The following is an 11,580-nucleotide window of genomic DNA, read 5'->3' as shown; positions in this document are numbered from 1 at the left end:
AACATGAAGTCGAGGGCCCGCAGCGGCACGATCGTCCCGCAGGTGGCGATGTCGATGTCGACCCGGAAGCTGCAGATCCCCTTCGGGTCGTACCAGTCCGGGTAGGTATGAGCGCAAAGATGGCTCTTGGTGAGGTGGGCGCCGACGGTCGTGTGGCCCATCACTTCATCGGCGACCTTCTTCTGGCCGAGATCGCTCATCAGCACCAGCGAGCTCGCGCCCTGCGGCTCGTAGTCCTGGGCGGACACGGACAGGACCTCGGCGTCGATGATGTGCGCGATCTCGCGCAGCATGTCGGTGATGCGCTCGGCGCTGAATTTCTCGTCGATGTAGCGGACGTAGGCGTGCCGCTCGTCGTCCGTGCGGGCGACGAAGAAGTCGTAGAGGTTGAAGCTGACCACCTTGGTCAGGTTGTTGAAACCCTGCAGGCGGACGCGTTCGCGCGGGACGAACATCGGCGGGGACGATGGCCGGGGACGCCGGTCGAGTCAAGCCTCGGCGGCGAGTGCGACGGCCAACACCCGCGGAAGGACTGGCCTTTTTTGCGCTTGCGCCCGCCTAGTGCCGTCCCGGACACTCCCTGCCTATGCTTGGGTTCTCCTCGGCCGCAGCATTTGCGTTCGCGCTCGCAGACCCCGACCGGATCCCGAACGACGTGGCGATCGCCATGTCGCCGACCGTCGGGTGGGTCATGTTGGCTTGCGCCGTTTTTGCATGCCTGATCTTCCTGCTCCAAAGCGAGCGCTGGCGGCGCTGGTGGCTGACGAACGAGGACCCGCGGCCGGTAGCGCTGTTCCGCATCGTCTTCGCCTTCCTCTGCATCTGCAACATCAACGACCTGTGGGAGTACTTCACCTTCCTCTTCTCGGACGAAGGCATCTTCCTCAGTGACGCGGCCCGCCAGCTGGTGGCGCCGGCGCAGTTCAAGGGCTTCGGCGACGGCATCGGCGACGACCCCTACGGCTTCTTCGATGTCCCGGCCGCCCTCGAGTTCTTCAAGGGCCACAAGTACTCGCTGCTGTACTTCTGGGACACGCCCACGGCGATGTGGGTGCAGCTCATCGGCTTCTACACCGTCACCGTCCTCTTCATGTTCGGGTGGAAGACGCGGGTGATGGGGGTCCTGAGCTTCCTGATGATGAACAGCTTCTTCCTCCGGAACCACCTGTTCTGGGAGGGCACCGAGCTGGTCTACCGGGTGTTCTTCTTCTACCTGCTGCTGGCCAAGAGCGGCCACGCGTACAGCATCGACAACTGGCTGCGGACCCGGAAGCTGCGCAAGCAGGGCCTCCTGTCCGAGCGCCACGGGCCCGGCGGCGGCGCCGGCGTGGCCCCCAGCCCCGAGCACCCGCAAGGCTTGCAGGCGATCTACCGGCTGATCCCCGCGTGGCCGCGCAACCTGATGATGCTCAACCTCGGGGTGCTGTACTGCTTCACCGGCGTGGTCAAAAACGGCCACGTGTGGGCCAAGGGCGACGCCCTCTACTACGCCCTCAACATGGACCACTTCTACCGGTTCTACCCGCAGGAAGTGTCGTCCATCCTGGGCCTCAACATGTTCCGCCTGGCCACCTGGATCACCCACTGGTGGGAGGCGCTGTTCCCCCTGATGGTGCTCGGCACCATCATCCGCTGGGGCATCCGCGAGCAGCTGCCGCGGCTCGAGGGCTGGCGCCTGTGGGCGGTGCGCGCCTGCTGGGTGGCGTTCGGCCTCGGCTGCCTGGCGGTGGTGCTGATCACCCTGCCGGTGCACCACGTCGAGCTGCCGAAGAGCTGGTGGACCACCCAGCGGGTGCAGATTTTCACCGCGGTGGGCTGGGTCGCGCTGATGGCCGCCATCGGCGCGGGGTTCTGGTTCCTGAACCGGCGCCCGCCCACGGTGAAGATCCGCGGCAAGCGCTACCTGCTCGACCTCGACTGGTTCTGCCGGTGGTTCCTCGGCCGGCGCGTGTGGCTCACGCTCGGCCTCATCTTCCACGGCAACCTGCAGGTCCTCATGAACATCGGCATGTTCCCGCCGATCATGATGTCGACGTACCTGTTCTTCCTGCAGGGCGACGAGCCGGGGCGGATCCTCCGCTTCTTCGGCCGCGGGCTCGCGCGCGCGTTCCCGTGGCTGCCGCTCCCGGCCGACGTGCGCCGCGGCGAGCCGCCGCTCCCGGCCGAGGACCGCACCCTGCCGCATCACCGCCGCGACGGCCGCCGGCTGCCGCCGACCGTGCTCTACGGGATGCTCGTGGTCGCGATCGTCGGCGTGGTCCTGCACGCGAGCCCGCTGGTGCCCTGGTTCAAGGTGAGCGTGCTCGGGCGCGAGGAGACGGCGCCGGGGGCGAACCTCGGGATCCACTTCGCCTGGACCCTGATCGCCATGTTCTCCTTCATGACGATCTACACCTACGTGCAGGGCCATCGCGGGACGAAGCACTTCGTCGCCAAGCTGGTCGGTTTGGCGGTCGGGATCGTCGCGTACCTGTGGCTGATGAGCCGGACCGCCGAGACCACGCAGGAGAAGGACCTGCTGCTCTACTACAAGCTGGCGGCGACCGGCTCGCTGTTGCTCGTGTTCTGCCTCAACCAGGTCCCGGCGATCCACCGCCACCTGGCGAAGATCGGCCTGACCTTCTCGCCGCCGGACCGGCCCAAGCGCGAGCCCGACATGCCGGCGATCGACCCGCAGACCGGGCACACGATCGCGCCGTGGGCGTACGGGCCCGGCGGCCGCCTGCTCGTCGGCTCGCTGGTCCTCTATCACGTCTTCGCCATCGCCATCTGGGAGCTGCCCGAGAAGGACTGCATCTCGACGTTCCGGATCAAGGCGCGCGAGCCGTTCTCGACCTGGGTGCTGGCGACGCAGACCGACCAGCAGTGGGGCATGTTCGCGCCCAACCCGCCGCGCCACAACGTGCTCATGCGCACCGTCGTGACCGACGAGACGGGCGAGCGCTGGGACCTGCGGACCGACACCTACGCGCTCGAGCGCAAGCCGATCCCGTGGGTCTGGAACGACCGCATGCGCAAGATGAACCGGCGCATCATCGGCGGCGAGTCGGGCAAGGGCGACTGGTACCAGCAGTGGTACGCGCGCTACATCTGCCGCCAGTGGGCGCTGAGCCACCGCGGGGTGATGCCGCAGAAGGTCGAGCTCTACAAGGTCTCGTACCGCATGCCGGCGCCGGAGATCGTCGCCAAGCAGGGCTGGTACGTGCCGGAGAAGCTGCTCTACGACACGGGCCGCGAGGAGCGGCAGCACACCACCAAGTGCGCCTCGTCGGACCACGGGCAGCTGCCCAACTTCATCCGCGAGCGCCACGGGCTGCCGCTGCTCGAGGAGGGCGTATTCAAGCCGTGGATCCACAACAAGAAGAAGGCGTGGGACAAGCGCTACGACCCGCCGAAGACCACCGACGGGACCAAGCCCAGCACGACCTCGACCACCGCCGGCAAGCGCGCCGCGACCGTGAAGCCGTCGCTGGCCAAGGGTGAGGGCGAGGCCGCGGCGCCCGAGCCGGCGGCGGAGACCAAGGCGCTGGCCAAGCCGGTCGACTGAGAACACGGCATCTCACAGCGGGAGGCCCGGCGCTCTGCCGGGCCTTTTGTTTTAATCCGTGCGCATGCTGCTGGGCCTCCTCGCGGACGAACGGATCCCCAACGCCGAAGCGCTCGCGCTCTCGCCGACCGTCGGTTGGTGGATGCTGCTCGGCTTCGTCTTCTTCGTGAGCGCGTGCATCTTCCACCGCGAGGCGTTCCGCCGGCTGTTCCTGCGCGCCGAGGACCCGCGGACGATGGGCCTCTTCCGCATCGTCTTCGGCCTCGTCACGCTGTTCAACATCAACGGCCTGTCGGACCTCTTCATCTACCTCTTCACCGACGAGGGGCTGTTCCTCACCGACGTCGCGCGCGAGGTGTTCGCCAAGGAGCAGTTCGCCGGCTTCGGCGACGGCATCGACCCCGAGCCTTACGGCTTCTTCGACTGGGGCGGCGTGGTCGAGTGGCTCAAGGGGCCGAAGTACTCGCCCCTGTTCTTCTGGGACTCGCCGACGGCCTTCTGGATCGTCCTCGGCGCGTTCGAGGTCGCCTGCGTGTGCATGATCGTCGGCTTCAAGACGAACATCACCAAGTGGCTCACGCTGATCCTCTTCCACGGCATCATCCTGCGCAACCAGGTGTTCTGGGAGGGCACCGAGAACGTCTACCGCTGCTTCCTCCTCTACCTGTGCATGTCGCGGTGCGGCGCCGCCTACAGCGTCGACAACTGGCTGCGCTGCCGTCGCCTGCGCAAGCAGGGCCGGCTCAGCGAGCGCGACGGTCCGGGCGCCGGCGCCGGCGTCGCCCCCAGCGCCGAGCACCCCCAGGGCCTCGAGGCCGTGTATCGGCTGATCCCTGCGTGGCCGCGGATGATCATGATCCTCCAGCTCGCGGCGCTCTACTGCTCGACCGGCACCGTCAAGAACGGCGACATCTGGGCCAAGGGCGACGCCTTCTACTACGCGCTCAACCTCGACCACTTCTACCGCTTCGAGCCGCAGCAGCTGTCGGCCGTCTTCGGCACCAACCTGTTCCGCCTCAACACGATCGTCACCCACTACTGGGAGGCGCTGTTCCCCCTGGTCGTGCTCGGCCTGGTGGTCCGCTTCGTCCGCCGCGAGCAGCTTCCGCCGCTGCCGGAGTGGCAGCGCTGGGCCGTGCGCGCCTGCTGGCTCGGCCTCGGCCTCGTCGGCCTGGTCGTCGTCTACATCACCTTGCCGTTCCACATCCCGGCGCAACCGCGCGCGGGCATGGCCGGCCTGGCGAGCTGGCAGCGGTGGTTCCCGGTCGTCTGGCTGGCCGGCATGGCCGTCATCGGCGGCCTCTTCTACTGGCTCGGCCGGCGACCGCCCACCGTCACGTTCCGCGGCCGCCGCCACACCCTCGACCTCGACTGGTTCTGCACCTGGTTCCTCGGCCGCCGGCTGTGGCTCGGCCTCGGGCTCATCTTCCACGCCCACCTGATCGTGATGATGAACATCGGCTGGTTCACGCCGGCGACGATGGCCACCTACATCGCGTTCCTCAACGGCAGCGAGGTCGCCTTCCTGCTGCGGGCGATCGGCGAGCGCCTCGGGCGCCTCGGTCTACCTGTCCCGAAGGACATCACCCGCGGCGACGCCCCGCTCCCGGCCGAGGACCCGACCCTGCCGCACCTCCACCGCGACGCCGCCGCCATGCCGGCGTGGGCGCTGTGGGGCGCGCTGGCCGTCGCCGTCGGCGGCGTCTACGTCGTCGCCGAGACCGACCTCGGGATCCCCTGGGCGGCCACCGGCGCGGTGATCTTCGCCGGCCTGGCGGTGATCGGCTTCAGCGTCGCTCAGCGGCGCGGGGCCGAGCAGCTGCCGACCGTCGACCCACGCACCGGCCGTCCGCGCCGCCCCTGGGCCTACGGCTCGATGGGTCGCTTCCTCGCTGGCGCGTTCGTCGTCTACCACTGCACGGGCGTGGCGATCTGGCTGTTGCCCGAGAAGGACAGCCTCGGCGGCGAGGGCAAGGACGGCTGGCGGGTGCGCGCGCAGGACCCGTTCAAGTGGTGGATCCGCACCAGCCAGACCGCGCAGGGCTGGAAGATGTTCGCGCCCAACCCGCCGCGCAGCAACATCTTCATGCAGGTCATCGTCACCGACCACGACGGCAACGCCTACGACCTCAACACCGACGTCTACCACCCGGCCAACAAGCCGATCCCGTGGCTCGGCTACACCCGCCAGCGCAAGATCAACCGCCGGATCATCGGCGGCGAGGGCGGCAAGGGCGAGTGGTACCAGAAGTGGCACGCGCGGTGGGTCTGCCGCGACTGGGCGCTCAAGCACGGCGGCCAGGCGCCCAAGAAGGTCGAGCTCTACAAGCTCTCCTACACGATCCCGACCCCGGAGGAGGTCGCCAAGAACGGCCCCTACAAGCCCGAGGAGCGGCTCGCCGCCAACCGCTTCCGCAAGCTGGTCTACACCGGCGAGTGCACCGACATCAACGCGCAGCTGCCCAACACCATCCGCGCCCGCCACGGGCTGCCCCTGCTCGCCCCGGGCGAGTTCCGCCCGTGGGTGAAGAACCACTTGAACGCGTGGAACAAGAAGAAGCCGAAGTCGCAGCAGATCCCGTGGACCGTGCTGGTCAGCGTCCTCGTGGTGGGCGCCGCCGGCCTGCGCTGGCGCCAGCTCGACCGCGACAACAAGCGCCGCGCCATGGCCGAAAAGACATAGCACCAGGGACATGCTCTATCGGACATGCTATGAAAGGCATGTCCGATAGGGCAGCATTGCGGACGCGCTCGCCCGCGAACGCCGGGCCGTCCGCTCCGAGCCTTTCTGCGCCGCGCTCGCCGCGGAGCGGGGCCGCGCCGGCGCTACCACCGGGGCGAGTGCAGGCGTTGCGACGGGCTGCCCGTCGCTCGCGCGCCCGAACGGCCGAGTTCGCTCGGCCCGCGACAGTCGACCGCTTTCAACAACATCTCCCCCGGCGCCTGGGGAGCAAAAGATCCTGGCCGTCCAGTCAGCGGCGGTCGATCGCCCCTCGAGACATGTCCCTCGCCACCTACCGGAGGCGTCGCAGGCGCCGAACAGCCGTGTCTGCAGGACGACGGTTGCTTGCCCTCGAGAACATGTCCCCTGGCACATGCCCGAGGGGACAGCCGGCCTACTCTTTCTTCGCCTCGCGCGCCGCCTCGCGGGCCCGGGCGCGGCGCCAGCGCCACAGCTTTACGGCGGCGCTGGTCGTGGTCTGACGCAGCGCCGAGGTCAGGCTCTTGCGCGTGCGGCCGTGCTCGTCGCGCGTGCTCTCGGCGAGCTTGGCACCGAACCACAGCCCCGCGATGACCGCCGCGATGAGGGCGAGGATGGTGAAGATCAGGTTGATCAGCTCGGTCATGGCGTGTGGCTCACAGGTGAGGCGCCCCGAGCAGTACCCGGAGCCAGTGCGGGTACAAAAGTAGCAGAGTCGTCATCGGCAGCCGCGGCGGTTGCGACGCAGGCGCCTCTGCGGGGCTCTCCGCGGCCACGGGCGCGTTCGGACAGGTGCAGCCCCAGCTCGCGGGCAGGCGCGGACAAGCGGTCTCGGCGATGAGCCGGTGGCCCTCGGCGTTGGGGTGGATATGGTCGAAGCTCCGCAGCTCGGTGCGCAAGAACCAGCGCGGCACCTCGGCGGCCTCGGCCGCGTCGGCCTCGAGCGCCGCAGCGCGCGCCGTCTCGTCGAGGTCGGCGTGCTGTCGCTTCCACAGCGCGTCCTTGCTTAGCGCCGTGCGCATCGCCTCGAGGTCGCGCAGCGGCGCGGCTTCGTGGCGCAGCGACGAGCGGTAGAGGTCGACGGCGACCTCCGGCAGCTCCTCGGGTTGCCACGGCGCGTCGGCGCCGGCGGCTCGCTTGCGGGCGTAGTCGCCGAGCGCCTGCTGGGGCGCGAGCGCTCCGAGCACGAAGTCGACCACCGTCCGCGTCGCCCGCAGGTAGCGCAGCCCGGCCGCGCCGGCCCAGCGCTTGGGGTCGGAGTCGTCGCCCCACGGCGTGAGGCTGAAGGCGACGACCTTGAGCCCGCGCGCGTGGGCCAGGGTGAACAGCTCGCGGATGTCGTGGTTGGTCCGCTCGGGCGTGCCGACGCTGTTGAGCCCGCCCTGGAACACCAGCCAGTACTCGAGCTCCGGGTCGCGCAGGTTGACGTACGGGTTCTCGAGGAAATGCTGCTTGAACCGCTGCTTGAGCTGCAGCGCGCCGAAGCCGACCTTCGACAGGTTGCGGACCTCGACGTTGCGGCACATCTCGGCCAGGCGCTCGGCGTAGGGTTGCTTGGGCCAGGCGCCGATCGACCCCGCCAGCACCACGACCTTGACCGGGCGCTCCTTCTGTTTGAAGCGCCACGTCGGCGGCGGCTCGACCTCGGGCGCCGCCGCCACGGGCTCCTGCGCGCGCGCCCCCGTCACCCACAACCAGCTCGCCAACAGTCCGACGACGACGCCACGCATGACTCACTCCACGACCACGAAGGACGCCGACGCCAGCTCGATGCCGTCGACGGAGACCACCCGCGCCTTCCAGCTGCCGATGTACTCGCGCCGCAGCACCAGATAGGCCCGGGTGCGGTACGCGTGCAGCTCGGGGATCTGCAGCGCCCGCCGGCGAAACAGCTCGCCGTCCTTCTCCCACAGCACGTCGACCGTCTCCTCGACGCGGCTGTGGACCACCCGGAAGCACACGTTGACCGCCCCGTGCTTGGCCAGCGAGAACTTCTCCGACTCGCCGGTGCAGCCCTCGCGCTCGTAGGCCTGCCCGACCCAGATCTTGTCGACGTGGATCCCCGAGGCCCCGATCGCCCCGACCGGCGGCTCGTCGTGGATCCCCACCGGAAGGCGCTCGAACACGCGGGCGATCGCCGGCGGCGTCCCTGGCGGCACCGTGCGCGGACCCGCGGCGCGTGGGTCGTCGGGCCCGAGCTCGGGCTCGTCGTCGGCGGTCGGCACGTGCGCCGCGGGCAGACGGATCTCCCGCGCCGCCGCCGGCGTGGGCGTGGGCGTGGGGTTGGGCGTGGGCGTGGGCTCCGGTCGCTCCGCGCGCTCGATCCCGTCGTCCTCCGCCGCGCCGACGCGCTCGACGCGAGGCACCTCGAGGTTGCAGGCCAGGCATGCCAGCGCCGCTGCAGCGCCCTGCAGCCTGCAGCGACTCGCGCCCCTCGGGACGCCATTGCCTGTTCGTCGCACGCTCGCGGCCTTCACGCGGTGGGGGGTGTACCGCGCAGCGCATCCTAACCGGTGCGTTCGCGGCCTCACAACCCGCTCGTCCGCAAACGCGTCATGAACCGGGCCCAGGGGCGTCCTGTGCGCTTGCTCATCGGCGCACGGCGGTCTAAAGAGTGCGGCATGCTTCGCGCTCCTCTGAATTGCCTCGGTACCGTCGTCCTGGCCGGCCTCGTGGTCGCCTGCACCACGCCGCACCACGTCGGCAAGGTGCCGAAGGAGAGCCCTCCCGCACCAGCGCCCGCGGCCCCGCGACCGTTGCCGGCGGGCAGCGCGGAGGGAGTGCCCGAGAGCCTGCTGCACGAGTACGAGGGCCGCGACGCCGCGACCGCCGCCGAGATCGCGACCTGGCAATTGCCCTTCCAGGCCAAGCGGATCGCCGTCGCGCTCCTCACCCTCGCCGCCAAGGACGACCTCGCTGGCCTGCCGGCCGTGTTCACCAAGCACGCCCGCTGGGGCATCCCCGACCGCCGCGAGTACGACGCCCGCCCGATCTTCGCCGACGGCGGCCGCGAGTTCTTCGACACCTTCCGCGACGCCGCCAGCCGCTTCGCCCGCAAAGAGGCCTTCTTCTGCCCGCCGGTGGTCCCGCCCGCGGCCCAGGTCTACGTCCGCAACGGCGCCGAGCCGATGTGGTGCGCCTATCTCAGCAAGGATGGCCTCGACGTCCTCGCCTTCAAGTTCGTCTACGAGAACGGCAGCGCGAAGATCGACTACATCGGCCTGCAGCCGACCCGCGCCACCGGAGGCATCGCCGCGCGCAAGGGCCCGCTGCCGCCGCCGATGACCCCGCAGGTCAAGCGTGGCTCCGCTCCGGTCGGCCCGTTCATGAGCTCCGGCGGCGAGACGGTGCCGCTGCAGATCGAGCGCCGCCCGCCCCCCGGCACCGTCAACCCGCCCGACCCGGCCAGCTCCCTCGCCCCGGCCCGGCCGGCGCCCCCGCCCCCGCTGGCCCCGCGTCCTCCGGCCCGGCCGGCGCCCCCGCTGGCCCCGCGTCCTCCGACCCGTCCGCGCCCGCCGGTGCCCCGGCTGCCGGCAGGCCCGCGCCCACCAGCGGCCCCGCGCCCGCCCCGGCGAAGGCCCCGGCGCCCGCCCCGGCTCACTGACCTTTCGGGCATGTCCTTGGCGGCATGCTCCTTACGTCAGGCTCTTTCGGGCATGTTTTCATGGACATGCCCTTTCGTGCAGGCTCCCTGGGCTCGGCCGAGCGCGCAGCCGCGGGCACTCGCAGGCACCGAGGACATTCATCTTCGGACATGTCCGAATCGCCAGCCCATCATTCGGCCGCCTCCTGCGCGCGCGACCTCGGCGAGGGCGACAGCGACTTCGCGCGCGGCGGGCGCTCGCGTGCGCCGCGGACATTAACCATCCGACATGTCCGAAGCGCCAGCCAACCACGCGGCGATCGTGCGGTTGTCCTGGGCCCCGAGCCCCAGCTCCTCGCGCAGCGCGATCCAGTCGGCGGCCCAGCCCGCCTGTGGTTCGACGATCAGGTCGGCGTCGAGGTCGGCGACCCCGCGGAAGTTGAGGCGGCAGGTCTTCAGCTCGTGGGGGCGCTCGGGGTGCCACAGCGGGATCCCGTACTTGCGGCAGATCCGCGGCCGGTGCGCGTAGAGCAGGCAGGTCTCGCCGCTCCCGAGCGCCGGGCACGCCGCGCCGGGCACGTAGCTGCGGGCGCGGGCCACGATCTCGGCGCGGGTCGACGCGTCGGTCGCCGCCAGCCCCTCGCGCAGCAGCTCGCCTTCGATCTCCGACACCTTGAATGACTGGCGGCAGCACTCGCCGCAGCCCGGCCGGCACTGGATGTGCTCGCGGTAGCGGGCGACCACCGGCGCGACATCGCCGTCGACGATCCGCAGGTGGACGCGCAGGCGCTGCAGCGTCGGCGTCACGGCGACGGGCCCCGGTCCTTCTGCTCGATCAGCGAGCGATACGGCGACCACACGTGGCGCTCGAGGAAGCGCCGCGCCGACAGCTCGCCGCGATCGACCGCCGCGGCGTCCTCGGCCTGGCGCTTCAGCGACGCCTCGAGCGCCCGCGTCCGCATCCCGGAGGCCGCCTCGCTTTCGGGGTGGAGCGCGGCGAACAGCGCCGGCGAGCCGCGGCCGCGACCGATCCAGGTCGCGTGCCACTGGGCCAGCTGCGTCCGCAGCTCGGGCAGGTCGACCTGCGCCGCCCAGCCGCCGCGGCCGACCTGCAGCGTCGCGAACGAGCCGAGCCCGCCGCGCCCGCGCGCGCGGAGCAGCGCATCGACCTCGGCGAACGACACCTCGGACTGCCCGTCCTCGTCGGAGCGGACCGTCAGCACCGGCAGGATCGTCCCGTCGCTCGCGGTCACGGACACGCTGAGGGGTCCGACGTAGCGGCGCACGTTGCAGCCGGCGAGCCCCGCCGCGCCGACGTCGAGCGAGGCCTGCCCGGGCGCGCGCAGCGGCCAGCGCCGACAAAAACGGGCCTGCGACAGCACCAGGCTCATGCTCGCCAGGCGGACCGTCGTGCGATCGACGATCCCGAACGACCGCTGGCGGGTCGCCGCGAGGACCTCCTGGGCCGCCCGGATCTGCGTCGTCGCGCACGGGCCCGCGAGTTGTTCGCCGGCGGTCAGCGCCGCCGCCACCGCCTCGCGGCAGGACTCGGGCACGCGGGCGGCCGCGGCGGCCGTCACCTGCGGATCGACCTCGCCGCGCGCGGGTTCCGGGCTGCGACCGCCGAGCCCCGCGCAACCGGCGAACAGCAGCCAAGCCCCTGCAGCCCGCCGCGCCGGAGCACCGATCCCTTTGCCGCGCAGCACCGCGGGCAGCTTACCACGCCCGGCGCGCCCGCCGACTTGAGCC

General features: G+C 70.7%; 9 protein-coding genes (1 of these 9 only partly in view). 3 read left to right on the top strand and 6 right to left on the bottom strand.

What is annotated here, in order from left to right:
* Nucleotides 1–455, bottom strand: the 5' portion of a protein-coding gene (speD, locus tag NAEX_RS20280) for an adenosylmethionine decarboxylase (RefSeq protein ID WP_096329134.1). It extends 322 nt beyond the left edge of the window; 455 of the gene's 777 nt are visible here — the first part of the coding sequence; the start codon lies at nucleotides 453–455; its stop codon lies off the left edge, out of view.
* Between the two features lie 131 nt (nucleotides 456–586).
* On the opposite strand from speD, the gene NAEX_RS20275 reads away from it, so the two are divergent.
* Together NAEX_RS20275 and NAEX_RS20270 are read left to right on the top strand one after the other, a co-directional pair.
* The gene (locus NAEX_RS20275; RefSeq protein WP_143140444.1) at nucleotides 587–3,547 is read left to right on the top strand and encodes a hypothetical protein; all 2,961 of its coding nucleotides are present in this window, start codon (nucleotides 587–589) and stop codon (nucleotides 3,545–3,547) included.
* Nucleotides 3,548–3,611: 64 nt separating this feature from the next.
* Nucleotides 3,612–6,230, top strand: a complete 2,619-nt coding sequence (locus NAEX_RS20270) for a hypothetical protein (RefSeq protein WP_096329132.1) — start codon at nucleotides 3,612–3,614, stop codon at nucleotides 6,228–6,230.
* A gap of 433 nt (nucleotides 6,231–6,663) precedes the next feature.
* On the opposite strand, the gene NAEX_RS20265 is transcribed toward NAEX_RS20270, so the two are convergent.
* Genes NAEX_RS20265 through NAEX_RS50470 form a run of 3 tightly spaced genes read right to left on the bottom strand, consistent with a single transcriptional unit; the run spans nucleotide 6,664 to nucleotide 8,614 of the window.
* Nucleotides 6,664–6,894 carry a hypothetical protein gene (locus tag NAEX_RS20265; RefSeq protein ID WP_096329131.1) on the bottom strand — a complete coding sequence of 77 codons (231 nt, stop codon included), beginning with the start codon at nucleotides 6,892–6,894 and terminating at the stop codon, nucleotides 6,664–6,666.
* 10 nt (nucleotides 6,895–6,904) lie between these two features.
* A complete protein-coding gene (locus tag NAEX_RS20260; RefSeq protein ID WP_096329130.1) occupies nucleotides 6,905–7,978 on the bottom strand; it encodes an SGNH/GDSL hydrolase family protein in 1,074 nt (357 codons plus the stop codon).
* Between the two features lie 3 nt (nucleotides 7,979–7,981).
* Nucleotides 7,982–8,614 carry a DUF2914 domain-containing protein gene (locus tag NAEX_RS50470; RefSeq protein ID WP_170135864.1) on the bottom strand — a complete coding sequence of 211 codons (633 nt, stop codon included), beginning with the start codon at nucleotides 8,612–8,614 and terminating at the stop codon, nucleotides 7,982–7,984.
* Nucleotides 8,615–8,869: 255 nt separating this feature from the next.
* On the opposite strand from NAEX_RS50470, the gene NAEX_RS50465 reads away from it, so the two are divergent.
* Nucleotides 8,870–10,111: a hypothetical protein gene (locus NAEX_RS50465; RefSeq protein ID WP_170135863.1), complete on the top strand. Its 1,242-nt coding sequence runs from the start codon at nucleotides 8,870–8,872 to the stop codon at nucleotides 10,109–10,111.
* Here NAEX_RS50465 and NAEX_RS50460 read toward each other — a convergent pair.
* A complete protein-coding gene (locus NAEX_RS50460) occupies nucleotides 10,108–10,638 on the bottom strand; it encodes a YkgJ family cysteine cluster protein (RefSeq protein ID WP_170135862.1) in 531 nt (176 codons plus the stop codon). The genes NAEX_RS50465 and NAEX_RS50460 overlap by 4 nt on opposite strands.
* On the bottom strand, nucleotides 10,635–11,537 hold the full coding sequence (locus tag NAEX_RS50455; RefSeq protein WP_170135861.1) for a hypothetical protein: 903 nt from the start codon (nucleotides 11,535–11,537) through the stop codon (nucleotides 10,635–10,637). The genes NAEX_RS50460 and NAEX_RS50455 overlap by 4 nt, the downstream gene beginning before the upstream one ends.
* Nucleotides 11,538–11,580 lie beyond the last annotated feature (43 nt).

This window comes from Nannocystis exedens, assembly GCF_002343915.1.
Taxonomy (GTDB): domain Bacteria; phylum Myxococcota_A; class Polyangia; order Nannocystales; family Nannocystaceae; genus Nannocystis; species Nannocystis exedens.
The sequence above is the reverse complement of the archived record's forward strand: the minus strand, read 5'-3'. Positions and strand labels throughout refer to the sequence as shown.

What these genes read in the sequence shown, in the direction of transcription:
- NAEX_RS50465 (WP_170135863.1), top strand. Translation starts at nt 8,870, where the DNA reads ATGCTTCGCGCTCCTCTGAATTGCCTCGGTACCGTCGTCCTGGCCGGC.
- NAEX_RS20270 (WP_096329132.1), top strand. Translation starts at nt 3,612, where the DNA reads ATGCTGCTGGGCCTCCTCGCGGACGAACGGATCCCCAACGCCGAAGCG.
- NAEX_RS20275 (WP_143140444.1), top strand. Translation starts at nt 587, where the DNA reads ATGCTTGGGTTCTCCTCGGCCGCAGCATTTGCGTTCGCGCTCGCAGAC.
- NAEX_RS20260 (WP_096329130.1), bottom strand. Translation starts at nt 7,978, where the DNA reads ATGCGTGGCGTCGTCGTCGGACTGTTGGCGAGCTGGTTGTGGGTGACG.
- NAEX_RS20265 (WP_096329131.1), bottom strand. Translation starts at nt 6,894, where the DNA reads ATGACCGAGCTGATCAACCTGATCTTCACCATCCTCGCCCTCATCGCG.